We start from the raw sequence: 24,042 nt of genomic DNA on the forward strand, positions 1-24,042 counted from the left end.
TCTTGCTGCACGGCAACGGGCGAGAGGGAAGCAGTGGACATTCCGGCACAGGCCGGGAGCCTGCCGCAGGGCGGCTGGCCGGCCAACGAACTCGAAGAGGTGCTGGGCGCCTCGCTCGGCACCCCGGAAGCGGGCGGCCGCCTGCTGGAGGTGCTCGGCCGCAGCCACGTCTGGGTGCCCTTGCCCAACGGCGGCGGGCCGGACGCCCGGGACCTCGACCTGCCCGCGATGGAGATCGACGGCGCCGCGTACGTCCCCGTCTACAGCTCCGAGCACCAGTTCCTCACCTGCGTCGGCGCGCAGATGTCCTTCACCATCGCCCCGGCCGTCGAGTTCGCCCGCGGCCTGCCCCCGCAGCTCGGCATCGCGGTGAACCCGGGCGGCGCCGTCGGCCTGCCGCTGCCCGCCCCCGCCGTCGCCGAGCTGTGCCGGGCCGGGCGCACCCCGCTCGACGGCCCGGCCACCGGGGGCCGGGTCCGGCTGTACGAGCCGGACTGGAAGGAGGAGCCCGTCGACTTCCTGGCCGCCGCGGCCGGCGAGTTCCAGGAGAGCGGCGTCGTCCGCACCGCCCGCCGGGTCCTGGCCAGCATCGAGGGCGACGACCCCGTGCTCTTCGTCGGCGTCGAGTTCTCCACCTGGGACGGCGCCGGCCAGAGCGCCCCGATGGACGCCCTGGGCCGGGCGCTGGGCCGCGTCGCGGTGCCGTGGCCGGTCAACCTCGTCCTCCTCGACGTGGCGCAGGACCCGGTCGCCGACTGGATGCGCGAGCGGGTGCGGCCCTTCTACACGCGCGCCCCGGAGTGACGGGCGCGGCCGGCGGCGTCAAGCCGGAGACGGTGCGGCCGCATAAGCTGGTTTGATGGCCGAAGGCCGATGCCCGGTGGCCGAAGCAGAGGATCTACGAGGGGCGGGACCCAGGGTGAGTGCGTCAGGCACCGCGGCGGCCGGTCAGGTCGAGCACATGCTGCGACAGGTCGCGCCCGGGCGCTACGACGCGTACGAGGCGCTCCTCCAGGCCCTGTCGGCCGGCCGGGTCTGGATGCTCCTCTGGCACGGCCGCCCCGGCGCCCCCGACGCCCAGTACGGGAACATGGAGGTCGAAGGGCTCGGCTACGCGCCGTGCGTCACCTCCCCCCAGGAGCTCACCGCAAGCGGCTGGAGCCGGGACCACGAGGTGGTCGCCGGACTGGACATCGCGCGCGCCCTCTACCCCGACCGCTGGGGCGTCTGGCTCAATCCGCACGCCCCGGGCGGCGGCGTCGGCATCCCCTGGCTGGATCTGCGCCGCATCGCGACCGGCCTCGACCGGATGCCCGCCGGGCCGCTCAGGATCAGCGAACCGGCCATCGAGATCCCGCAGTTCTACGCCCAGCTCACGCAGAACGCCCACCACACCCCCGCGATCCGCTCGCTGCGCCGCGCCTGGGTGCAGCCCGCGCTCGGCGCCCCGTACCTCGCCGTCGGCCTCGACCTGTACGACACGAGCAGGCCGTCCGTCGACGCGGTGCGCGGGATGATGCGCCAGTCGATCGGCGCCGTCCCGGAGGGCCTGCCGGTTTCCACGGTCGCGATGTCCGACGAGTACGACCCGGTCGCGATGTGGCTGCGCGTCAACTCCCGCCCCTTCTACGACCGCGAGGCGCACGCCGCGCCCGGTTACGGGTATCCGCAGGCACCCGCATACTGAGTTCGCGTCAGGCCCCGGGCGAACCGGGGGCATTGCGGGCACTTCGGTGTTCATGCGCGAAGTGTTCGTTATCGCTGTTTTGTGACCGCGAAGCCCGGTCGCCGAGTCCGGCTGTTCGGATATCGGTTGCATTCTGACGCCATCACGGTTGAGCAAACATTCCCCGTCAGGTCTGGCGGGTGTGCGCGCAGTGGCTGAAGACTCCCACGCAACAGGTGCTCTGTGCCCGTGGTCGCCCCCCCCTTCAGGTCCGGGCCCGACGGGCGCCGTCACTCGAATCGGGCTATGTAGGAGCCGCTACCGCGGCGGTCACGGGCCGGCCACCGCCGGCCGAGAGGGGTCTCCAGCGCAATGACGGCACCTATCGAGACCACCAGGGCGGATACACGGCCCGAAGCGGTGCTGGAAGGCGCGGGCCGCAAGGAGATCGAGGGCCGCTCGCTCGGCCGCATCGCCTGGACCCGCTTCAAGCGGGACAAGGCGGCGATGGCCGGTGGCATCGTTGTCGTCCTGCTGATCCTCACCGCCGTGCTGTCCAAGCCGCTCCAGTCGCTCCTGGGGCTCGACCCCAACGCGTTCAACCAGAGCCTGGTCGACCCCGTGATGCTGGCGCCCAAGGGCGACTTCGGCGGGATCAGCTGGGACCACCCGTTCGGCGTCGAACCGCAGACCGGCCGCGACATCTTCGCGCGCATCCTCGAAGGCTCCTGGGTCTCGCTCGTGGTCGCCGTCGGCTCCACCCTGCTCTCCGTCGCCATCGGCGTCGTCATGGGTGTCGTGGCCGGTTTCTACGGCGGCTGGGTGGACAGCCTGATCAGCCGGCTGATGGACACCTTCCTGGCCTTCCCGCTGCTGCTCTTCGCGATCTCCATCTCCGCCTCCCTCCAGGGCAACGCCTTCGGCATGGAAGGGCTCACGCTGCGGATCGCGGTCCTGATCTTCGTGATCGGCTTCTTCAGCTGGCCGTACATCGGCCGCATCGTGCGCGCGCAGACGCTGTCGCTGCGCGAGCGCGAGTTCGTGGAGGCCGCCAGGTCGCTGGGTGCCCGGGGGCCGTTCATCCTCTTCCGCGAGCTGCTGCCCAACCTGGTCGCGCCGATCCTCGTGTACGCGACGCTGCTGATCCCCACGAACATCCTCTTCGAGGCGGCCCTGTCCTTCCTGGGCGTGGGGATCGCACCGCCGCAGGCGTCCTGGGGCGGCATGCTCACGCAGGCGGTCGACCTCTACGAGGTGGACCCGATGTTCATGGTCATCCCCGGCATGGCGATCTTCATCACCGTGCTGGCTTTTAACCTGCTGGGGGACGGGCTGCGCGACGCACTCGACCCTCGCGGCAAGTAAACGCGGCAGTGCCGCACAGGACTAGCGAGGGGGCTTTCCTCAGCATGCAGAACAGAAAGACAGCGGCACTCGTGGCCGTCGCGATCGCGGTGTCGCTCGCCGCCACGGCGTGCAGCAAGGACTCGGACGGTGGCGGCGGCAAGGGCGGCGGTGGCGGTGGCAACGCCAAGGCCGACGCCGGTCTGACGAGCATCGTCAACCCGAGTACCAAGAAGGGCGGGACGGTCACCTACGAGCACACCAGTGGCCCGGACTCCCTCGACCCCGGCAACACGTACTACGGCTGGGTGCAGAACTTCGCGCGCCTGTACGCCCGTTCGCTGGTGACCTTCAAGCCGGCCGCCGGCAAGGACAGCCTCCAGGTCGTCCCCGACCTCGCCACCGGTCTCGGCAAGGCGAGCGCGGACGCGAAGACCTGGACGTACACGCTCCGCAAGGGCGTGAAGTTCGAGGACGGCTCCGAGATCACCTCGCAGGACGTCAAGTACGCCGTCGAGCGCTCCAACTTCGCGCCGGAGGCCCTGTCGAACGGCCCGACGTACTTCAAGGCGTACCTCGAAGGCGGCGACAAGTACAAGGGTCCGTACAAGGACAAGTCCACCGAGGGCCTGAAGTCCATCGAGACCCCGGACAAGTACACGATCGTCTTCCACCTGAAGAAGCCGTTCGCGGACATGGACTACCTGGCCGCGTTCTCGCAGACCGCGCCGATCCAGCAGAAGGCCGACACGGGCGCCAGCTACGTCCAGAAGATGGTCTCCTCGGGTCCGTACAAGTTCTCGGCGTACGACGAGAGCAAGGGCGCGACCCTGGTCCGCAACCCGGAGTGGGACCCGAAGACGGACCCGATCCGCAAGGCGCTGCCGGAGAAGATCCAGCTCAAGTTCAACGTCAACCCCACCACGGTCGACGAGCACCTGCTCAACGACGAGACCACCGCGGACATCGCGGGCACGGGCCTGCAGTCCAAGACCCAGCCCAAGGTCCTGGTCAAGGCGGCGGAGAAGGCGAAGACGGACAACCCGTACGCCGGCGCCCTGCAGTACCTCGCGTTGAACGTCAACGTGAAGCCGTTCGACAACGTGGAGTGCCGCAAGGCCGTCCAGTACGCCGTCGACAAGCAGAGCATGGTGGACTCGATCGGCGGCTCGGTCAAGGGCGACCCGGCGAGCACGGTCATCCCCCCGACCGTCGCCGGCTACAAGAAGTTCGACCTGTACCCGACCGAGGGCAGCAAGGGCGACGTGGCCAAGGCCAAGGAGCACCTGGCCAAGTGCGGTCACCCGGACGGCTTCAAGACCACGCTGACGGCGCGCTCCGACCGTCCTGACGAGGTCACCGCCGCCACGCAGCTCCAGAACAGCCTGAAGGCGATCGGCGTCACCGCCGAGATCAAGCAGTTCCCGGCGGACAAGTACTTCACCGACTTCGCGGGTGTCCCGGCCTGGGTCCACAAGAACAACGCGGGCATGATGATGATGGCCTGGGGCGCCGACTGGCCGACCGGCTTCGGCTTCCTCGACCAGATCGTCAACGGTTCGGCCATCAAGCCCTCCGGCGGCACCAACCTGATGGAGCTGAACGACAAGGGGATCAACGACCTCCTCGTCAAGGGCATCGGGACCGTCGACACCGCTGAGCGCAACGCCACGTGGGGCGAGGTCGACCAGAAGGTCATGGAGAACGCCTCGGTCGTTCCCCTCTTCTACCGCAAGAACCTGCTCTACCGCCCGGACTCCGCGGCGAACGTCACCGTCACCGACGCGTACCTCGGCATGTACGACTACGTGCTCATGACGTCCACCAAGTAGCGCCTGTTCATCAAAAGCATCCCCTGAAAGGCAGGTGAAGGCGCCGGGCGGCGGGGTTACCCGCCCCACCCGCCCGGCGCCGCACGGCTGTGGCTGCGTATATCATCCGACGCGTATTCGCCGCGGTGTTGCTGCTGCTGGTGGTCAGCGCAGTCACGTTCGCGATCTTCTTCCTGGTTCCCCGCCTCGGCGGGCAGACCCTCGACTCCATGGCCGCGCAGTACGTGGGGAAGAGCCCCGACCCCGACGTCATCGCCGCGGTCAAGAAGAACCTGGGGCTGGACCAGCCCCTGTACCTCCAGTACTGGCACTTCATCAAGGGCATCGTGGTCGGCGCCCAGTACCAGTTCGGCCCCGACCCGGTCACGTGCAACGCCCCGTGCTTCGGCTACTCGTTCAAGACCCACACCGAGATCTGGCCGCAGCTCCTGGACCGGGTCCCGGTCACGCTCTCGCTGGCCGTCGGTGCGGCCGTCATCTGGGTCGTCTCCGGTGTCGCGATCGGCGTCGTCTCCGCGCTGAAGCGGGGTTCGCTCTTCGACCGCCTCTCCATGGGCGTCGCCCTCGCCGGCGTCTCCCTCCCGATGTTCTTCACCGGCCTGGTCGTCCTGGCGCTCTTCGGCAACGGGGAGTACGTGCCCATCACCGAGGACCCGGTCGCCTGGGCGGGCAGCCTGGTCCTGCCCTGGTGCACGCTCGCCCTGCTCTACTCCGCGCTCTACGCCCGGCTCACCCGGGCCGGGATGCTGGAGACCATGAGCGAGGACTACATCCGGACCGCGCGCGCCAAGGGCCTCCAGGAACGCAAGGTGGTCGTCAAGCACGGGCTGCGGTCCGCGCTCACCCCGCTGGTCACGATCTTCGGCATGGACTTCGCGCTGCTCCTCGGCGGCGCGGTCATCACCGAACGCGTCTTCTCCTTCCAGGGGCTCGGCGCCTTCGCGATCCAGGGCGTGACCACCGCCGACCTGCCCAAGGTGATGGGCGTGACCCTGGTCGCGGCCTTCTTCATCGTCATCTGCAACCTGCTGGTGGACCTCGTGTACGCCGCGATCGACCCCCGGGTGAGGCTCTCATGAGCGGCGCGACCAAGAAGGACTCGACCGAGAAGGACGCGACCGTGCCGGCCCCGCGCACGGGCGACGGCCACCCGTTCCTCTCCGTACGCGACCTCAGCGTCCATTTCGACACCGACGACGGCCTGGTCAAGTCCGTGGACGGTGTCAGCTTCGACCTGGAGGCCGGCCAGACCCTCGGCATCGTCGGCGAGTCCGGCTCCGGCAAGTCCGTGACCTCGCTGGGGATCATGGGCCTGCACACCTCGGAGCGGGCCCGGATCGGCGGCGAGATCTGGCTGGAGGGCGAGGAGCTGATCGGCTCGGGCCCCGAGCGCGTACGCAGGCTGCGCGGCCAGAAGATGGCCATGATCTTCCAGGACCCGCTGTCCGCCCTGCATCCGTACTACACGATCGGCGCGCAGATCGTGGAGGCCCACCGGGTCCACCACAAGGTCGACAAGAAGACCGCGAAGAAGCGTGCCGTCGAGATGCTGGACCGGGTCGGCATCCCCGAACCGCACCGCCGGTACGACGACTATCCGCACCAGTTCTCCGGCGGCATGCGCCAGCGCGCGATGATCGCGATGGCCCTGGTCAACAACCCGCAGCTGCTCATCGCCGACGAGCCGACGACCGCCCTCGACGTCACCGTCCAGGCGCAGATCCTCGACCTCATCCGCGATCTGCAGAAGGAGTTCGGCTCCGCGGTCATCATGATCACCCACGACCTCGGTGTCGTCGCCGAGATCGCGGACGAGATCCTCGTGATGTACGCGGGCCGGTGCGTCGAGCGCGGCTCCGCCGAGAAGGTGTTCTACGAGCCCCAGCACCCGTACACCTGGGGCCTGCTCGGCTCGATGCCGCGGATCGACCGGGAGCAGACCGAGCGGCTGATCCCCGTCAAGGGATCGCCGCCCAGCCTCATCAACGTCCCGCCGGGCTGCGCCTTCCACCCGCGCTGCCCGTACGCCGACGTCCCGCCCGACGGCCTCACCCGCACCGAGCGTCCCGAGCTGCAGCTGGTCGGCGACGGGCACTACTCCGCGTGTCACATGTCGCGTGAGCAGCGCGAACGTATCTGGACCGAAGAGATTGCGCCGAAGCTGTGACTGAGCTGAACAAGAAGACTCCCGCGCCGGCCGCGGCCGGGTCGGACGGGTCCGGCCCCGAACCGCTCCTCAAGGTGGACGGCCTGGTCAAGCACTTCCCGATCACCAAGGGCGTGCTGAAGCGCAAGGTCGGCGCGGTCCAGGCGGTCGACGGGCTGACCTTCGACGTGCGCCCCGGGGAGACCCTGGGCGTCGTCGGCGAGTCGGGCTGCGGCAAGTCGACCATGGGCCGGCTGGTGACCAGGCTGCTGGAACCGACCGGCGGCAAGGTCGAGTTCCAGGGCCGCGACATCACCCACCTGTCCGCCGGGCGGCTGCGGCCGATGCGGCGCGACATCCAGATGATCTTCCAGGACCCCTACGGCTCGCTGAACCCGCGCCACACGGTCGGCGGGATCGTCTCCACCCCCTTCCGGCTCCAGGGCGTCAAGCCCGAGGGCGGCGTGAAGGCGGAGGTCCAGCGGCTGCTGGAGCTGGTCGGGCTCAACCCCGAGCACTACAACCGCTACCCGCACGAGTTCTCCGGCGGCCAGCGCCAGCGCATCGGCATCGCCCGGGCGCTCGCGCTCAAGCCGAAGCTGGTCGTCGCGGACGAGCCGGTCTCCGCGCTGGACGTGTCGATCCAGGCGCAGGTGGTGAACCTGCTGGACGACCTCCAGGACGAGCTCGGGCTCACGTACATGATCATCGCGCACGACCTCTCGGTGATCCGCCACGTCTCGGACCGGATCGCGGTCATGTACCTCGGCAAGATCGTCGAGCTGGCGGACCGGAAGTCGCTGTACGAGGCGCCGATGCACCCGTACACCAAGGCGCTGATGTCCGCGGTGCCCGTGCCCGATCCGCGCCGGCGCGGTGCCAAGAGCGACCGCATCCTGCTCAAGGGCGATGTGCCGTCGCCGATCTCGCCGCCCGCCGGCTGCCGGTTCCACACCCGGTGCTGGAAGGCGACGAAGGTCTGCGGGACGACCGAGCCGCCGCTGCTCCAGCTGAAGACCGGGCACCAGGTGGCCTGCCACCACCCGGAGAACGGCGAGGACCAGGTGCCGGGCGACGCCCCGCTGGTCGCGGACGTCATCACGGTCCGGTCGGCGCCCGCGGAGGAGCCCGCACCCGAGCCCGCGAAGGCCGCCGAGCCCTCCGGACCCGCCCCGGACGGTACGAAGGAGTAGTACGGGCACAATTGCCCGGTGCTCAACGAACTGTTCACGCCCTCCGTCCAGCACGCGCTCGACATCGTGGGGATCTTCGTCTTCGCGATCTCGGGCGCCCTGCTCGCCGTACGCAAGAACTTCGATGTCTTCGGCATCGCGGTGCTCGCCGAGGTGACCGCGCTGGGCGGAGGGCTGTTCCGTGATCTGATCATCGGTGCGGTGCCGCCCGCCGCCTTCACGGATCTGGGGTACTTCACCACCCCGCTGCTCGCCGCCGGCCTGGTCTTCTTCCTCCATCCGCACGTGGAGCGCATCCAGGCCGGCGTGAACGTCTTCGACGCCGCCGGTCTCGGGCTGTTCTGCGTCACCGGCACGGTGAAGGCGTACGACTACGGGCTCGGCCTCACCTCGTCGGCGGCGCTGGGCCTGGCCACGGCGGTCGGCGGCGGTGTGCTGCGGGACGTGCTGGCCAACGAGGTGCCGTCGCTGCTGCGCTGGGACCGGGACCTGTACGCGGTGCCCGCCATGGTGGGCGCCACCATGATCGCGCTCTGCCTCCGCTTCGACGCGCTCAACGCCCTGACCAGCGGCGCGGCCGTGATCACCGCGTTCGTCCTGCGGCTCCTCGCGCTCCGCTTCCACTGGCGGGCCCCGCGCGCCCACAACCGGCGCTCGGCACGGGCGGAGGAGGTGTGACCTGCTCGGCGACCTAAAAAGCTACCGCTCAGTAATACATCGGTGTACGGTGCCTCCATGGCACAGGCAACCATCGGGGACAGCGAGTTCGACCGGGACACCGCGGTCACCCTGCGCGAAGAGGGCGTCTACGACGCGGAGCTCTCGGCGGGCTGGACGATCATCCAGGCCGTCAACGGCGGCTATCTGCTGGCGCTGCTGGGCCGCGCGCTCGGCGAGGCCCTGCCGCACGCGGACCCGTTCTCCGTCTCGGCGCACTACCTCACCGCGTCCGTGCCCGGCCCGGCGGTGATCCGGACCCAGGCCGTCCGTACCGGCCGCACCCTCTCCACCGGTCAGGCGTCCCTCTTCCAGTACGCCGAGGACGGCACCGAGGTCGAGCGCATCCGCGTCCTCGCCACCTACGGCGACCTGGACGCCCTCAGCGACGACGTCCGCACCTCCGCGAAGCCGCCGGCCATCCCGCCGCGCGAACACTGCCTCGGCCCCGGCGACGGACCGGCGCCGATCCCGGGCAGCTCCGCGATCACCGACCGGCTCGACATCAAGCTGGACCCGGCGACCATCGGCTGGGCGGTCGGGCAGCCCTCCGGCAAGGGCGAGATGCGCGGCTGGTTCGGGCTGGCCGACGGCCGCGACCCCGACCCGTTCTCCCTGCTGCTCACCGTGGACGCGCTGCCGCCCACCTCGTTCGAGCTGGGGCTCAAGGGATGGACGCCCACCATCGAGCTCACCACGCACATCCGCTGCCGCCCGGCCCCGGGCCCGCTCCGCGTCTCCATCACCACCCGCAACCTGGCGGGCGGCTACCTGGAGGAGGACGCCGACGTCTGGGACAGCGCCGACCGCCTGGTCGCCCAGTCCCGCCAGCTCGCCCGCGCCCCGCGCGGCTGATCCTCCCGGTTTTCGTTCTCAGGCGCCCGGTGCCGGCTCGTCGAGCCAGTGCCGGGCGCCCAGTGCGATCAGCCGGAGCCGGCGCCCCGCGGTGCGGGCCACCCGCTCGTCGTCCGCCGGGCCCGCGTCCAGCAGGGCCGACGCGGTGATCACCATGTGGTCCACATAGAGGCCGCCCAGCATCAGCAGGTCCTCCTCGGTCCAGCCCTGCGACTCCGGTTCCGCCGCGAGGGCCGCCGCCACCTCCTCGGCGAACAGCCGCAGCTGCGCCGCGATGGCCTCGCGGACCGGGGCGACCCCGCCGTGCTGCTCCCGCGCGATGAACCGGAAGTGCGCGGGCTGCTCCCGTACGTGGCGCCGTATCAGTTCCACGCTGCGGTCGAGCCGGACCTCGCTGTCGCCCGTCTCGGCGAGTATCGCGCCGATCATGCCGTGCAGGCTGCCCAGGGTCTGTTCGACCAGGGCCACTCCGAGTGACGACACGCTCCCGAAGTGCCGGTAGAAGGCCGTGGGCGTGATGCCGGCCGCCCGGGTCACCTCGCGCAGCCCGAGGCTGCTCAGGCTCTGCTCCGCCAGCAGCCCCAGCGCGGCGTCGAGCAGCGCCTGGCGCGTCTTCAGCTTCTGGCTCTCGCGGATGCCGTTCCCTCGGATCCCGACGGTGTGACTCATGCCATTCAGTAAACAACCGTTCTCCGGACCGGGGAAGAGGCGAAGAGGTTTAGACTCATGAGTCAGTGAACAGTCGTTCTCTGAATGGTCCGTCCGCACACGGAAAGGCCGAACATGATCGTCCTCGTCGCCGCCCTGCTCCTGCTGGGGATCGTGCTGGGAGCGGTGGCCCAGATCCCCCTTCCCCTGTCACTCGTCCTCGGCGCCCTCATCGGCTGCTGGCTGCTGGTCTTCGCCGTACGCGAGCGGGCGCGGGGGTCCCGATGAGCGCGCCGGCGCAAGCCGCCCCGCGCTCCCGCCGGGACGCCGACGGCCTCGCCGTCGCCTCGTTCGTGCTGGGTCTCGTCGGGCTGCTGGTGATGAACCTCCTGCTGGGCCCGGCTGCCATCGTGATGGCGCTCGTGGCCCTGGCCCGCTCCACCGACCGGCGCGGCCGCGCCTTCCTCGGCCTCGCGCTCGGCGTCGCCGACCTGGTGGTCCTCGCCTTCCTGGTCACCGGAAACGGCACCGTCTCCTGGGGCTTCGGCGGCTGACCGGCACCGCCGCACGCGGTGCGCGGGCCCCGGGACCCCATGCGCCCGCCATACGCCCCGTCCGGGGCTCGTAGAATCGAGCCCACCATGGCTTACCTCGACCACGCCGCGACCACGCCGATGCTTCCCGAGGCGATCGCGGCGATGACCGCGCAGCTCGCCGTCACGGGCAACGCGTCCTCACTCCACGCCGCCGGGCGCCGGGCCCGCCGTACCGTCGAGGAGTCCCGGGAATCCCTCGCCGACGCCCTCGGCGCACGCCCCAGCGAGGTGGTCTTCACCTCCGGCGGCACCGAGTCGGACAACCTCGCGGTGAAGGGCCTGTACTGGGCCCGCCGCGACGCCGAGCCCCGTCGTACCCGGGTCCTCGCCAGCCCCGTCGAGCACCACGCCGTCCTCGACGCCGTCGACTGGCTGGCCGCCCACGAGGGCGCGACCGTCGAGTACCTCCCCGTCGACCGGTACGGGCGCGTCCACCCCGAGGCGCTGCGCGAGGCGGTCCTGCGCGACCCCGACGACATCGCGCTGATCACCGTGATGTGGGCCAACAACGAGATCGGCACGATCCTGCCGGTACGCGAACTGGCCGAAGTGGCCCGCGAGTTCGGAATCCCGATGCACGCCGACGCGGTCCAGGCGTTCGGCCAGCTCGACGTGGACTTCGCCGCGTCCGGGCTCGCCGCGATGACCGTCAGCGCGCACAAGATCGGCGGGCCCACCGGCGTCGGCGCGCTGCTGCTCGGCCGCGAGTACACCCCGGTGCCCGTGCTGCACGGCGGCGGGCAGGAGCGCCACGTGCGCTCGGGCACCCTGGACGTGCCGGGCATCGCCTCGTTCGCCGTCGCCGGCAGGATCGCCGCCGACCGGCGCGAGGACTTCGCCCGGGAGACCGGCGCGCTCCGCGACGAGCTGGCTTCCGCCGTCCTGGCGGAGGTCCCCGACGCCCTCTTGGGCGGCGACCCGGCACCGGGCGGCCGACTGCCGGCCAACGCGCACTTCACCTTCCCCGGCTGTGAGGGCGACTCGCTCCTGCTGCTGCTGGACGCCCAGGGCATCGAGTGCTCCACCGGCTCCGCCTGCACCGCCGGGATCGCCCAGCCCAGCCACGTGCTGCTCGCCACGGGCACCGACCCGGACCTGGCCCGGGGCACCCTGCGCTTCTCGCTCGGCCACACCTCGACCGAGCAGGACGTCCAGGACGTGGCCCGGGCGATCGGCCCGGCGGTGGAACGGGCGCGGTCGGCGGGGCTCAGCTAGGGCGTGTTTCGAAAGTAGCGCCGTCCGCCCGTAGGGCGGGTCCGGCGGCGTCTGGTGCGTGCGATCGCAAGGCGGAGGGCCGCCCCGATACTGGGTGAATCGGGGTGATCCCGACAACGCGGCGAGCAATGGGGCCTCCCCTGCTCGAACGGAGTTGAGAGCTTGGGGAAGTGCCAGGCGTCGCCGGACAGGCGGGACTTTCGAAACACGCCCTAGTCCCGGACGTGGCCGCGCGGCGTACCAGCTCCATGTAGCGGTCCCAGTCCCAGCCGCGGCCCGGGTCCGTGTGATCGGCGCCCGGCACCTCCACGTGCCCGATGATGTGCTCGCGGTCCACCGGGATGCCGTACCGCCCGCATATCGCCGCGGTGAGCTTGGCCGACGCCCCGTACATCGCGGGGGTGAAGTCCTGGGGGCGCTCCACGAAGCCCTCGTGCTCGATGCCCACGCTGCGTTCGTTGTTCGAGCGGTTGCCCGCGTGGAACGCCACGTCCAGCTCGCGGATCATCTGCGTCACGTGCCCGTCCTTGCGCACCACGTAATGCGCCGCCGCCTGGTGCCCCGGGTCCTGGAAGGCGCGGACCGCGCTGTCGAAGCTGCCCTGGGTGACGTGGATGACCACCCGGTCGATGCCGTAGTCGTCGGGGCGGTCGGCCCGCCGCCAGTTCGCCTCCGACGCCGCCACCCACCGCGCCCCCGCGTAGTCCACCGCCCCCGGGGTGCGCGGCTTCTCCACCCCCGGCAGCCGCCACCAGGCCCGCTTCAGCCGGTCCCGCGCCAGCACCGCCGTGCCCGCGGCCGTGACGGCACCGCCGATCAGCACCGAGCGCCGGCTGATCCCGGTCCCGGTGCCGCCGCCGTCCGTCCCCTTGGTCCCCATGTGACGGACAACGCTTATCCGCGAGCTTTCGGTTCCCGTCCCCACGTACCCTGGTGGAGCTATGACTGAGACTCCCCAGCGCCCCCTCCGCGTGCTCGCCGCCATGTCGGGCGGTGTCGACTCCGCCGTCGCCGCGGCCCGCGCCGCCGAGGCGGGCCACGACGTGACCGGTGTGCACCTCGCCCTCTCCGCGAACCCGCAGTCCTTCCGGACCGGCGCCCGGGGCTGTTGCACCATCGAGGACTCCCGCGACGCCCGCCGCGCCGCGGACGTCATCGGCATCCCCTTCTACGTCTGGGACCTGGCGGAACGCTTCCGCGAGGACGTCGTGGAGGACTTCGTCGCCGAGTACGAGGCGGGGCGCACCCCCAACCCGTGCCTGCGCTGCAACGAGAAGATCAAGTTCGCCGCGCTCCTCGACAAGGCCCTCGCGCTCGGCTTCGACGCGGTGTGCACCGGTCACTACGCCACGGTCGTCACCGGCGCGGACGGCAACCGGGAGCTGCACCGCGCCTCGGACATGGCCAAGGACCAGAGCTATGTGCTCGGCGTCCTGGACGAGCGCCAGCTCGCCCACGCGATGTTCCCGCTCGGCGACACCCTGACCACCAAGGACGAGATCCGCGCCGAGGCCGAGCGCCGGGGCCTCGCGGTCGCCAAGAAGCCCGACAGCCACGACATCTGCTTCATCGCGGACGGCGACACCCAGGGCTTCCTCGCGGACCGTCTCGGCGGCAGGGCGGAGGGCGACATCCTCGACGAGTCCGGTACGAAGCTGGGCACCCACGAGGGCGCGTTCGGCTTCACCATCGGCCAGCGCAAGGGCCTGCGCATCGGCCACCCGGCCCCCGACGGCAAGCCCCGCTACGTCCTGGACATCTCCCCGGTGAACAACACGGTGACCGTCGGCCCCGCCGAGGCTCTGGACGTCACCGCGCTCACCGCGATCAAGCCCCGCTGGTGCGGCACCCCGCCCTCGGGCCCGGGCACGTACACCGCGCAGCTGCGCGCCCACGGCGGCGAGACCGAGGTGACCGCCGAGCTGACCGACGGCACCCTGCACGTCACGTTCACCGAGCCGGTCCGGGGCGTGGCCCCCGGCCAGGCGGTCGTCCTGTACGACGGCACCCGCGTGGTCGGCTCCGCGACGATCGCGACGACGGTGCGCCGGGAGCGCGCGGCGGCGGGCTGAATCCCGGCCGCCGCGCAAGCCCCGCACGGCAACGCCCGACCCCAGTACGGGCGTGGCCGCGCGGGGCGCTCAGGAGGTGTGCACCACGGATTTCAGGGTCCGCCACACCGGCTCCCGCCGCATCCCGGCGGCCGTGGTCCTCTGCCGGGTCAGCGCGCGACCAGCTCCGTGTCGTAGAAGCAGAAGTGGTCCTTGATCGCCTCGACCCCGGCCTTCGGCTCCTCGTACACCCAGACCAGATCCGCCGCCCCGGGCAGCGACCAGTAGGACGCGTCCCCCTTGAACGGGCAGTAGGTGCGGGTCTCCGACGGCGTCAGCAGCTCCGTGCGGACGTCCTCGGGCGGCAGGTAGTAGCGGACCGGGCAGCCGGTCTCGCGCAGGACGAGCGGGCGGCGGCTCTCGGCGAGCAGCAGCCCGTCGCGAACCACGCGCACGTGCTCCGTGCCGGGCTCGACGGTGATGCGGTGTCCTCGGGTGGCAGTCATACCTCTCACAGCCGCTCCGGGCGCGGGATTCTTCCCCGGCCACGGGCCCGCGAGCGGCGGGCCGTACCGTGGCAGCCATGAACATCTGCGTCTTCCTCTCCGCCGCCGACCTCCCCGACCGCTACACCGTGCCCGCCCGCGAATTCGCCGAGCTGCTGGGGCGCGGCGGGCACACCCTGGTCTGGGGCGGCTCCGAGAGCGGCCTGATGAAAGTCGTCGCGGACGGCGTCCAGGAGGCGGGCGGGAAGCTGGTCGGGGTCTCCGTGGACTTCCTGGCGGCCAAGGCGCGTACCAACGCGGACGAGATGGTCGTCGCCCGCGACCTCGCCGAGCGCAAGGCGCTCCTGCTCGCGAAGTCCGACGCGATCGTGATCATGGTCGGCGGCACCGGGACGCTGGACGAGGCGACCGAGATCCTGGAGCTGAAGAAGCACGGCAAGCACACCAAGCCGGTCGTCCTGCTCAACACCGCCGGCTTCTACGACGGCCTGCGCGAGCAGTTCCAGCGCATGGAGGACGAGGGATTCCTGCCGCTCCCGCTGACCGAGCTGGTCTTCTTCGCGGAGGACGGCGTCGGCGCCCTGGCCTACCTGGAGGAGTCGGCCGGCCTGCGGTGATGTGGCGCACGGGGCCCGGGCGGCGGATGCGACGATGGGGGCCATGTCCACTCACCTCATCACCGGTGCCGGCTCCGGCATCGGCGCAGCGGTCGCCCGGCGCCTCACCGGGCGCGGCGACGACCTCGTCCTGCTGGCCCGCGACGCGGGCCGCGCCAAGGAGCTCGCCGCGCTCCACCCCGGCGCCCGCACCCTCGTCGGCGACCTGTCCAACCCGGACCGGCTCTCCTGGGCCCTCGCCCAGCAGAGCGTGCCGGAACGGCTCGACTCGCTGCTGCACATCGCGGGCGTGGTCGAGCTCGGCCCGGTCGGCGAGCTGACCCCCAAGGCGTGGCACTACCAGCTCAACGCCAACCTCGTCGCCCCCGCCGAGCTGACCCGGCTCACGCTGCCCCAGCTGCGCGTCGCCCAGGGCCACGTCCTGTTCGTCAACTCCGGGGCCGGGCTCTCCGCCAGCCCCGAGTGGAGCGCGTACGCCGCGAGCAAGCACGGCCTGAAGGCGCTCGCGGACTCACTGCGCCACGAGGAGCACGGCAACGGCGTCCGCGTCACCACCGTCTACCCGGGCCGCACCGCCAGCCCCATGCAGGAGAAGGTCCACCGGCAGGAGGGCAAGGAGTACGACCCCGCCCGCTGGATCGACCCGGAGTCCGTCGCGACCACCATCCTGATGGCGCTCGACCTGCCCCGCGACGCCGAGGTCAACGACCTCACCGTCCGGCCCGGCCGCTGATCGCAGGGCCTTACGACCTCGCCCGGGGTCGTTACCCTTCTCGCGTGAGCGAGATCAGCGTGTTCAGCGACTGCCCGGCCACCGGGATCGGTTCGATGCCCGGGGGAGACGCCCGGGAGGCGGCCAAGACCGTCGCCGGCTCCTTCGGTGACGGCGGGGGCATGCCGTACCTGGCGGAACTTCCGGCGCGCGGGCCCGGCGCCGACATGATCGGCCGCACCATCGGACTGCTCTCCGAGCTGTACGGGCACGTCGAGCCGAGCGGCTGGCGGATCAGCGACCGGCCCGGCCGCGACACCCGCCGGGCCCGGTCCTGGCTGGGCGAGGACCTGGACGCCCTGGAGGAGTTCACCCAGGGCTACGAGGGCCCGCTCAAGGTCCAGGCCGTGGGGCCCTGGACCCTCGCCGCCGCCCTGGAACGCCGGGGCGGCGAGGCGTTCCTCGGCGACCCGGGCGCCTGCCGCGACCTCGCGGACTCGCTCGCCGAGGGGCTGCGCGGCCACCTCGCCGAGGTGCGGCGCCGGATGCCCGGGGCGCACCTCGTCCTCCAGCTGGACGAGCCCTCCCTCACCGCCGTGCTGCGCGGCCGGGTCAGGACCGCCAGCGGCTACCGCACGTACCGGGCCGTGGACCGCCAGGTCGTGGAGGCCACCCTGCGCGAGGTGCTCGCGGCGGCCGGGGAGGCCGCCACGCTCGTGCACACCTGCGCCCCCGAGGTGCCGTTCGCGCTGCTGCGCCGGGCCGGGGCGGACGGAATCTCCTTCGACCTCTCCCTGCTCACCGAGCGTGAGGAGGAGGCGGTCGGGGAAGCCGTCGAAGGCGGCACCCGGATGTTCTTCGGGGTCGTACCGGGCACCGACCCGGCCTCGGGCCGATTGTCCGACCCGGGCGGTAGCGTCATGGGTGTCAGGACGCTGTGGCGCAGGCTGGGGCTGAATCCGGGGACTCTCACCGAGTCCGTGACGGTCACCCCCTCGTGCGGTCTCGCGGGTGCGTCGCCCGCGTACGCGCGGGCCGCGCTCGCCCACTGCGCCCGGGCCGCGAGATCGCTCGCGGACAACCCTGAGTAGCGGGACGCTGGGTAACGGGAGGACGGGACGATGGCCGGCGAAGAGCAGACAGCGGTGCCAGTCGAGGCGCAGGAGAGGCACAAGCTCCTCGCGGAGCAGATCGAGGAGCACCGCTTCCGGTATTACGTGAACGACCAGCCGGTCGTCAGCGACGCCGAGTTCGACCGGCTGCTGCGGGAGCTGGAGGCACTGGAGGAGTCCCACCCGCCGCTGCGCACCCCGGACTCGCCGACCCAGAAGGTCGCCGGGCCGTACCGCACGGAGTTCACGTCGGTCGAGCACCGCGAGCCGATGCTCTCCCTGGACAACGCCTTCGACGAGGAGGAGCTGGCCGCCTGGGGCGAGCGCGTCGCCCGGGACGTCGGCTCGCCCGGCTACCACTTCCTGTGCGAGCTGAAGATCGACGGCCTCGCCGTCAACCTCACCTACGAGCACGGCGTGCTGACCCGCGCCGCGACCCGGGGCGACGGCCGCACCGGCGAGGACATCACGCCCAACGTCCGCACCATCGCGGACATCCCGCACCGGCTCAAGGGCGACCGCGTCCCGCCGCTCGTCGAGGTCCGCGGCGAGGTCTTCTTCCCGATGGAGGGGTTCGAGGAGCTGAACGCCCGGCTGGTGGAGGCCGACGACAAGCCCTTCGCCAACCCCCGTAACGCGGCGGCCGGTTCGCTGCGCCAGAAGGACCCCAAGGTCACCGCGACGCGCCCGCTGCACATGGTGGTCCACGGCATCGGCGCCCGCGAGGGCTTCGACATCGACCGCCTGTCGCACGCCTACGAGCTGCTGCACGAGTGGGGCCTGCCCACCGCCAAGTACAACAAGGTGGTCGACTCCCTCGACGGCGTACGGGAGTTCATCGCGTACTTCGGCGAGCACCGGCACTCCGTGGAGCACGAGATCGACGGCGTTGTCGTCAAGCTGGACGAGATCCCGCTCCAGGGGCGCCTGGGCTCCACCTCCCGCGCCCCGCGCTGGGCCATCGCCTGGAAGTACGCGCCGGAGGAGGTCAACAGCAAGCTGGTCAACATCCGCGTCGGCGTCGGCCGCACCGGCCGGGTCACCCCGTACGCCCAGGTCGAGCCGGTCGTGGTGGCGGGCTCCGAGGTCGAGTTCGCCACCCTGCACAACCAGAACGTGGTCAGGGCGAAGGGCGTCCTGATCGGTGACACGGTGGTGCTGCGCAAGGCCGGCGACGTGATCCCGGAGATCCTCGGCCCGGTCGCCGACCTCCGCGACGGCACCGAGCGGGCGTTCGTCATGCCGACCCACTGCCCCGAGTGCGGCACGGAACTGAAGCCCATGAAGGAGGCGGACGTCGACGTCCGCTGCCCCAACGCCCGCTCCTGCCCCGCCCAGCTGCGCGAACGCGTCTCCTACCTCGCCGGCCGCAAGTGCCTCGACATCGACCACTTCGGTTACGTGGCCGCCGCCGCGCTGACCGCACCGCTGGAGCCCGCCGAACCGCCGCTGCGCGACGAGGGCGACCTCTTCGGCCTGACCATGGACGAACTGCTGCCGATCCGGGCCTACGTCCTCGACCCGGACAGCGGGCTGCCCAAGCGCGACCCGAAGACCGGCGAGGAGAAGATCGCCCGGGTCTTCGCCAACCAGCAGGGCGAGCCCAAGAAGAACGCCCTGGCGATGCTCGACGCCATCGCGGCGGCCAAGGAGGCCCCGCTGGCCCGCGTCCTCACCGGGCTCTCCATCCGCCATGTCGGCCCGGTCGCGGCCCGGGAGCTGGCCCGCCAGTTCCGGTCCATGGACCGCATCGAGGAGGCCACCGAGCAGGAGCTGATCGACGCCGAGGGGGTCGGGCCGATCATCGCGGCCTCGGTCAAGCAGTGGCTGGCCGAGGACTGGCACCGCGAGATCCTGCGCAAGTGGCGCGCGGCCGGCGTCCGGATGGAGGACGAAGGGGCCGGCGAGGACGAGGGCCCCCGCCCCCTCGAAGGACTCACCGTCGTCGTCACGGGCACGCTGACCGGGCACACCAGGGACGGCGCGAAAGAAGCCCTGCAGAGCAGGGGCGCGAAGGTCACCGGTTCCGTTTCCAAGAAGACCGCCTTCGTCGTCGTCGGGGACAACCCCGGCTCCAAGTACGACAAAGCGGTCCAGCTGAAGGTCCCTGTCCTGGACGAGACCGGCTTCGCCGTCCTGCTCACCGAGGGCCCGGACGCGGCCCGCGAGGCAGCGGTCCCCGCCGGGGGACCGGCGCCGCAGGAGGGTGGCGCATCCGGAGAGTGAACGGCCGCCGACGCTCGGTCGACCTCACCCGATCGGCGCATACCAGATGCTGACGGATAGTCGGTTCGCATTCGGGCAAGAGCGGTAGACGGCTGCCCCTAGCAGCCCTCCGCGGCCTACTGTGGTCAGACGCGCCCTCGAACCTGGCCACCGGGCGGGCCGGGGCGCGTCCTGGCACGGAACGCATTCGTCGGGTGGCATCGGCATCGCCGGCTGTGAGAGGGACGGAATGAGACCGACCGAGAGCGCCGCACCGGTGGCGCGGCTGCAAGGTTTCTCAGGGCCCGCGCCCAAAGTGGGCGCCGTCGTGCTGGCCCTTGCCACGGTCCAGCTGGCGACCGGCTTCTCCCACGCCCTCAGCCAGGGGCGCGCCCTCTTCCCGGACGGCCGGGCCGGCTGGTCGCTGGCCGTCCTCACCGGAATCGTCGTCGGCCATCTCGTCGCGCTCGGCCGCGACCGCTGGTGGGGCGGCACCGGCTCCGGCGCCGCCCTCACCCTGGCCGTCCTGCTGCTGTACGGCTGGGTGCCCGCCGGTCTGGTCAGCCTCGTCGTGGTCGTCCTCGTCGGCGTCGCCCGAAGACACCGCTGGTGGCAGGGGCTGCTGCACGGTGCCGTGGACATCCTCGGGGTCGGCGCGGCGGCCCTGGTGCTCGCCGCGTTCGGCGAGGTGCAGTCCGTCGAGACGCCCTGGCGGCCACTCGACTGGGGCATCGAAGCCGTCCCGGAAGTCCTGCTCGCCGCCTCCACCTATCTGCTCGTCACCCGGGTCCTGCTGTGGTACTCGCGGGCCCAGCCCGGCGGCGGCCTGCCCACCGTCGCCCGCACCGCGATGCTGCGCCAGGGCCTCGTCGCGGTCGCCCTGCTCGGCATCGCCCCGCTGATCTGCGTCGTCGCGATGGCCCGGCCGGTCCTGCTGCCGCTCTTCGCCGTACCGCTGATCGCGCTCGACTCCACGCTGTGGATCGCCCGCGCCCGGGCCGAGGAGCAGCTGAAGGACCCGCTGACCGGGCTGCCCAACCGCCAGTGGCTGCTGGAGCGGACCTGGACCGCGCTGGAGGAGGCGGAGGGCGTCGGCAGCCGGGCCGCCCTGGTCCTGATCGACCTGGACCGCTTCCGGGCCGTCAACGACACCCTCGGCCACCTGGCCGGCGACCGGCTGCTGCTCCAGATCGCGGAGCGGCTCCGGCTCGCCCTTCCGCGCGGCGCGGAGGCGGCCCGGCTGGGCGGCGACGAGTTCGCGGTCCTGCTGCCCGCCGCCGACTCCACCACCAGCGCCCAGCGCGTCGCCCGCCACCTGGTCGCCGAGCTGTCGTCCCCGCTGGACCTGGATGGGCTGACCCTGGTCCTGGAGGCCAGCGCGGGAGTCGCCGTCTTCCCGGACCACGCGGTGGACGCGGAGGGGCTGCTGCGCCGGGCCGACGTGGCGATGTACCAGGCCAAGCGGGACCGCACCGGCGTGGAGGTGTACGAGTCCAAGCGCGACAGCAACACCCCGGACCGGCTCGGCCTCCTCGGCGACCTGCGCCGCGCGCTGGACGCGGGCGAGGTGGAGCTGCACTACCAGCCCAAGGTCCGCTTCGACGGGCAGGTCGCCGGCCTGGAGGCCCTGGTGCGCTGGGTGCACCCGGAGCGCGGAAGAGTGCCCCCGGACGAGTTCATCGCCATCGCGGAGTCGTCCGGGCTGATGCCGCACCTCACCGAGTACGTCCTGGAGACGGCGCTCGCCCAGGTCGCCCGGTGGCGGGCCCAGGGCCTCTTCGTGCCGGTCGCGGTCAACGTGTCGCCCCGCGATGTGCACACCCCCGGGTTCGCCGGCGGCGTCGCGGCCCGGCTCGCCCGGCACGGCGTCCCGGCGGGCGCGCTCCAGCTGGAGATAACGGAACACGTGCTCCTGGAGGACCCGCAGCGGGCGGCGGACACGCTCGCCGGGCTGACCGGGCACGGCGTGAAGATGTCCCTGGACGATTTCGGCACCGGGTACTCCTCACTGGTCCATCTGCGCCGGCTGCCGGTCAGCGAGCTGAAGATCGACCGCTCCTTCGTGGCCCGGCTCGCCATCGACCACGAGGACGCCGAGATCGTCCGCTGCACCATCGACCTGGCCCACTCGCTCGGCCTGCTGGTCGTGGCCGAGGGCGTCGAGGACGACGAGACCTGGGAACGGCTGCGGGACCTGCGGTGCGACGCGGTCCAGGGCTGGCTGGTGGCGGCCGCGATGCCGCCCCAGGAGACCACCGCCTGGCTGCGGGCGCGGGGCGAGCACGGCTGGCGCCGCCCGGCCGAGCTGGCCGCGGCGGCGGGGGCGGCCCCGGCGTCCGCCGCGGCGCCCGCGGCGGCCCCGGCGGCCGAGCTGGAACAGCGCCCCTCGGGCCGCACGGCGGGCCCGCGCCCGGCGACGACGTAGAAACCCTGTCCTCAGGTGTGTGGCCGACCCCATAGGATTGGGGGCCGGCGGCACATTTTCACCTGCCGCCGCTTCGGACGGACGGTGGACACGTGCCGCCGGCCCCCGGCCAACCACACACCAACCCCTGAGGATCGCTGCATGCCTGGCATCACGCGCGAGGAGGTCGCCCACCTCGCCCGGCTGGCGCGTCTGGAGCTGAAGGGCGAAGAGCTCGATCACTTCGCCGGACAGCTCGACGACATCATCGGCGCGGTCGCCCGCGTCTCCGAGGTCGCCGACCAAGACGTACCGCCGACCTCCCACCCGCTGCCGCTGACGAACGTCATGCGGGCGGACGTCGTCCGTCCGTCCTTCACCCCCGAGCAGGCGCTCTCCGGCGCCCCGGCCCAGGAGCAGCAGCGTTTCAAGGTGCCGCAGATCCTGGGGGAGGACTGACTGCCATGACCGACATCAGCAGCATCATCAAGCTCACCGCGGCCGAGATCGCCGCGAAGATCGCCTCCGGCGAGCTCACCGCCGTCCAGGTCACCGAGGCCCACCTCGCGCGGATCGACGCCGTGGACGAGAAGGTGCACGCCTTCCTGCACGTCGACCGCGAGGGCGCGCTCGCCCAGGCCCGCGCCGTGGACGCCAAGAAGGCGGCCGGCGAGAAGCTGGGCCCGCTGGCCGGCGTCCCGCTCGCGCTCAAGGACATCTTCACCACGAAGGACATGCCGACCACCGTCGGCTCGAAGATCCTCGAAGGCTGGGTCCCGCCGTACGACGCGACCCTCACGCAGAAGCTGAAGGCGGCCGACGTCGTCATCCTCGGCAAGACCAACATGGACGAGTTCGCCATGGGGTCCTCCACCGAGAACAGCGCCTACGGCCCCACCGGCAACCCCTGGGACCTCACCCGCATCCCCGGCGGCTCCGGCGGCGGTTCCTCCGCCGCCCTCGCCGCGTACGAGGCCCCGCTCGCCATCGGCACGGACACCGGCGGCTCCATCCGCCAGCCCGCCGCCGTCACCGGCACGGTCGGCGTCAAGCCCACCTACGGCGGGGTCTCCCGCTACGGCATGGTCGCCTTCTCCTCCTCCCTCGACCAGGGCGGCCCCTGCGCCCGTACGGTCCTGGACGCGGCGCTGCTGCACGAGGCGATCGCCGGGCACGACCCGATGGACTCGACGTCGATCGACGCGCCGGTCCCGCCGGTCGTGGAGGCGGCGCGCAACGGCTCGGTCCAGGGCATGCGCGTCGGCGTCGTCAAGCAGTTCTCCGGCGAGGGCTACCAGGCCGGGGTCGTCCAGCGCTTCAACGAGTCGGTCGAGCTGCTGAAGTCGCTCGGCGCCACGGTCGTGGAGCTGGACTGCCCGACGTTCGACCTGGCGCTCTCGGCGTACTACCTGATCGCGCCGTCCGAGTGCTCGTCGAACCTCGCCCGGTTCGACGCCATGCGCTACGGCCTGCGCGTCGGGGACGACGGCACGAAGTCCGCCGAGGACGTCACCGCGCTCACCCGCGAGGCCGGCTTCGGCGACGAGGTCAAGCGCCGCATCATCCTCGGCACGTACGCGCTCAGCTCCGGCTACTACGACGCGTACTACGGCTCCGCGCAGAAGGTCCGTACGCTGATCACGCGCGAGTTCGAGCAGGCGTTCGAGCAGGTCGATGTGATCGTCTCGCCGACCACGCCCACCACCGCCTTCCCGATCGGCGAGCGCGCCGACGACCCGATGGCGATGTACCTGGCCGACCTGTGCACCATCCCGACCAACCTCGCCGGCAACGCCGCCATGTCGCTGCCCTGCGGCCTGGCCCCCGAGGACGGTCTGCCCGTCGGGCTCCAGATCATCGCCCCCGCGATGAAGGACGACCGGCTGTACAAGGTCGGAGCCGCCGTCGAGGCCGCTTTCGTGGAAAAGTGGGGACACCCGCTGATCGAGGAGGCTCCTTCGCTATGAGCGCCGCCATGACCAAGAAGGCCAAGAACTTCAAGAAGTCGAAGACCGGGCTGTACGTGTCGATGGGCACCACCGCCTTCGGTGCGCTCAGCGTCGCCAAGCAGGCGAAGCTGGCCCGCTCGGACAACGACACGCTGCGCCTCATCGACGCCGCCGTGTCCGCCGCGGCGATCGTGACCGGCCTCGCGATCCTCTATCGCGAACTGAAGCGTCTCGGCGACGACGACGTACTGCTGGGCTGAGAGGGAAAGTTTTC

Annotated in this window: 23 protein-coding genes and 1 pseudogene; 21 read left to right on the forward strand and 3 right to left on the reverse strand. The window is 71.6% G+C overall.

Annotation, left to right across the window (positions count from 1 at the left end):
• Window positions 1-33 precede the first annotated feature (33 nt).
• The 9 genes from ACLQ2N_RS02630 to ACLQ2N_RS02670 all read left to right on the forward strand — a co-directional run bounded on the left by ACLQ2N_RS02630 (window position 34) and on the right by ACLQ2N_RS02670 (window position 9,753).
• Window positions 34-804 carry an enhanced serine sensitivity protein SseB gene (locus ACLQ2N_RS02630; RefSeq protein ID WP_425808559.1) on the forward strand — a complete coding sequence of 257 codons (771 nt, stop codon included), beginning with the start codon at window positions 34-36 and terminating at the stop codon, window positions 802-804.
• A 115-nt stretch (window positions 805-919) separates the two neighbouring features.
• Window positions 920-1,687 carry an enhanced serine sensitivity protein SseB C-terminal domain-containing protein gene (locus ACLQ2N_RS02635; protein ID WP_425808560.1) on the forward strand — a complete coding sequence of 256 codons (768 nt, stop codon included), beginning with the start codon at window positions 920-922 and terminating at the stop codon, window positions 1,685-1,687.
• A gap of 351 nt (window positions 1,688-2,038) precedes the next feature.
• The gene (locus tag ACLQ2N_RS02640; RefSeq protein ID WP_425808561.1) at window positions 2,039-3,031 is read left to right on the forward strand and encodes an ABC transporter permease; all 993 of its coding nucleotides are present in this window, start codon (window positions 2,039-2,041) and stop codon (window positions 3,029-3,031) included.
• A gap of 44 nt (window positions 3,032-3,075) precedes the next feature.
• Window positions 3,076-4,842 carry an ABC transporter substrate-binding protein gene (locus tag ACLQ2N_RS02645; RefSeq protein WP_425808562.1) on the forward strand — a complete coding sequence of 589 codons (1,767 nt, stop codon included), beginning with the start codon at window positions 3,076-3,078 and terminating at the stop codon, window positions 4,840-4,842.
• Between the two features lie 89 nt (window positions 4,843-4,931).
• Entirely contained in the window at window positions 4,932-5,921 is a 990-nt protein-coding gene (locus ACLQ2N_RS02650; protein ID WP_425808563.1) for an ABC transporter permease, read from the forward strand.
• On the forward strand, window positions 5,918-7,009 hold the full coding sequence (locus ACLQ2N_RS02655; RefSeq protein WP_425808564.1) for an ABC transporter ATP-binding protein: 1,092 nt from the start codon (window positions 5,918-5,920) through the stop codon (window positions 7,007-7,009). The genes ACLQ2N_RS02650 and ACLQ2N_RS02655 overlap by 4 nt, the downstream gene beginning before the upstream one ends.
• Window positions 7,006-8,181 carry an ABC transporter ATP-binding protein gene (locus ACLQ2N_RS02660; protein ID WP_425808565.1) on the forward strand — a complete coding sequence of 392 codons (1,176 nt, stop codon included), beginning with the start codon at window positions 7,006-7,008 and terminating at the stop codon, window positions 8,179-8,181. The genes ACLQ2N_RS02655 and ACLQ2N_RS02660 overlap by 4 nt, the downstream gene beginning before the upstream one ends.
• An 18-nt stretch (window positions 8,182-8,199) precedes the next feature.
• Window positions 8,200-8,859, forward strand: a complete 660-nt coding sequence (locus ACLQ2N_RS02665) for a trimeric intracellular cation channel family protein (RefSeq protein ID WP_425808566.1) — start codon at window positions 8,200-8,202, stop codon at window positions 8,857-8,859.
• 57 nt (window positions 8,860-8,916) lie between these two features.
• The gene (locus ACLQ2N_RS02670) at window positions 8,917-9,753 is read left to right on the forward strand and encodes a thioesterase family protein (protein WP_425808567.1); all 837 of its coding nucleotides are present in this window, start codon (window positions 8,917-8,919) and stop codon (window positions 9,751-9,753) included.
• An 18-nt stretch (window positions 9,754-9,771) separates the two neighbouring features.
• Here ACLQ2N_RS02670 and ACLQ2N_RS02675 read toward each other — a convergent pair whose 3' ends face one another.
• Complete coding sequence (locus tag ACLQ2N_RS02675; RefSeq protein WP_425808568.1) at window positions 9,772-10,422, reverse strand: TetR family transcriptional regulator; 651 nt, start codon at window positions 10,420-10,422, stop codon at window positions 9,772-9,774.
• Between the two features lie 114 nt (window positions 10,423-10,536).
• On the opposite strand from ACLQ2N_RS02675, the gene ACLQ2N_RS02680 reads away from it, so the two are divergent.
• The 3 genes from ACLQ2N_RS02680 (at window position 10,537) to ACLQ2N_RS02690 (ending at window position 12,212) form a co-directional block, all read left to right on the forward strand.
• Window positions 10,537-10,689: a hypothetical protein gene (locus ACLQ2N_RS02680; RefSeq protein WP_361019877.1), complete on the forward strand. Its 153-nt coding sequence runs from the start codon at window positions 10,537-10,539 to the stop codon at window positions 10,687-10,689.
• Entirely contained in the window at window positions 10,686-10,955 is a 270-nt protein-coding gene (locus ACLQ2N_RS02685) for a DUF4190 domain-containing protein (protein ID WP_425808569.1), read from the forward strand. Before ACLQ2N_RS02680 ends, ACLQ2N_RS02685 begins: the two co-directional genes overlap by 4 nt.
• An 87-nt stretch (window positions 10,956-11,042) precedes the next feature.
• Window positions 11,043-12,212 carry a cysteine desulfurase family protein gene (locus ACLQ2N_RS02690; RefSeq protein ID WP_425808570.1) on the forward strand — a complete coding sequence of 390 codons (1,170 nt, stop codon included), beginning with the start codon at window positions 11,043-11,045 and terminating at the stop codon, window positions 12,210-12,212.
• 217 nt (window positions 12,213-12,429) lie between these two features.
• Here the strand turns inward: ACLQ2N_RS02690 and ACLQ2N_RS02695 are convergent.
• Window positions 12,430-13,092: pseudogene (locus ACLQ2N_RS02695) on the reverse strand (N-acetylmuramoyl-L-alanine amidase); the annotation flags it as partial.
• Window positions 13,093-13,153: 61 nt separating this feature from the next.
• On the opposite strand from ACLQ2N_RS02695, the gene mnmA reads away from it, so the two are divergent.
• Window positions 13,154-14,284 (forward strand): tRNA 2-thiouridine(34) synthase MnmA, encoded by a 1,131-nt coding sequence (gene mnmA, locus ACLQ2N_RS02700; RefSeq protein ID WP_425808571.1) that lies wholly within the window; start codon window positions 13,154-13,156, stop codon window positions 14,282-14,284.
• Window positions 14,285-14,433: 149 nt separating this feature from the next.
• Here mnmA and ACLQ2N_RS02705 read toward each other — a convergent pair whose 3' ends face one another.
• Window positions 14,434-14,769 carry a DUF427 domain-containing protein gene (locus tag ACLQ2N_RS02705; RefSeq protein ID WP_425808572.1) on the reverse strand — a complete coding sequence of 112 codons (336 nt, stop codon included), beginning with the start codon at window positions 14,767-14,769 and terminating at the stop codon, window positions 14,434-14,436.
• 77 nt (window positions 14,770-14,846) lie between these two features.
• On the opposite strand from ACLQ2N_RS02705, the gene ACLQ2N_RS02710 reads away from it, so the two are divergent.
• The 8 genes from ACLQ2N_RS02710 to ACLQ2N_RS02745 all read left to right on the forward strand — a co-directional run bounded on the left by ACLQ2N_RS02710 (window position 14,847) and on the right by ACLQ2N_RS02745 (window position 24,028).
• Window positions 14,847-15,386 (forward strand): TIGR00730 family Rossman fold protein, encoded by a 540-nt coding sequence (locus ACLQ2N_RS02710; RefSeq protein WP_425808573.1) that lies wholly within the window; start codon window positions 14,847-14,849, stop codon window positions 15,384-15,386.
• A 43-nt stretch (window positions 15,387-15,429) separates the two neighbouring features.
• A complete protein-coding gene (locus tag ACLQ2N_RS02715) occupies window positions 15,430-16,119 on the forward strand; it encodes an SDR family oxidoreductase (protein WP_425808574.1) in 690 nt (229 codons plus the stop codon).
• Between the two features lie 44 nt (window positions 16,120-16,163).
• On the forward strand, window positions 16,164-17,189 hold the full coding sequence (locus ACLQ2N_RS02720; RefSeq protein ID WP_425808576.1) for a methionine synthase: 1,026 nt from the start codon (window positions 16,164-16,166) through the stop codon (window positions 17,187-17,189).
• A 30-nt stretch (window positions 17,190-17,219) separates the two neighbouring features.
• Window positions 17,220-19,436, forward strand: a complete 2,217-nt coding sequence (gene ligA / locus ACLQ2N_RS02725) for an NAD-dependent DNA ligase LigA (RefSeq protein ID WP_425808578.1) — start codon at window positions 17,220-17,222, stop codon at window positions 19,434-19,436.
• Between the two features lie 229 nt (window positions 19,437-19,665).
• Window positions 19,666-21,840: a putative bifunctional diguanylate cyclase/phosphodiesterase gene (locus ACLQ2N_RS02730; protein ID WP_425808580.1), complete on the forward strand. Its 2,175-nt coding sequence runs from the start codon at window positions 19,666-19,668 to the stop codon at window positions 21,838-21,840.
• Between the two features lie 141 nt (window positions 21,841-21,981).
• On the forward strand, window positions 21,982-22,278 hold the full coding sequence (gene gatC, locus ACLQ2N_RS02735) for an Asp-tRNA(Asn)/Glu-tRNA(Gln) amidotransferase subunit GatC (RefSeq protein WP_425808582.1): 297 nt from the start codon (window positions 21,982-21,984) through the stop codon (window positions 22,276-22,278).
• A 5-nt stretch (window positions 22,279-22,283) separates the two neighbouring features.
• Entirely contained in the window at window positions 22,284-23,786 is a 1,503-nt protein-coding gene (gene gatA, locus ACLQ2N_RS02740) for an Asp-tRNA(Asn)/Glu-tRNA(Gln) amidotransferase subunit GatA (RefSeq protein ID WP_425808584.1), read from the forward strand.
• An 8-nt stretch (window positions 23,787-23,794) separates the two neighbouring features.
• Entirely contained in the window at window positions 23,795-24,028 is a 234-nt protein-coding gene (locus tag ACLQ2N_RS02745) for a hypothetical protein (RefSeq protein ID WP_361020034.1), read from the forward strand.
• Window positions 24,029-24,042 lie beyond the last annotated feature (14 nt).

Origin of the sequence: Streptomyces sp. DT224 (genome assembly GCF_049844595.1) — a bacterium.
GTDB lineage: Bacteria > Actinomycetota > Actinomycetes > Streptomycetales > Streptomycetaceae > Streptomyces.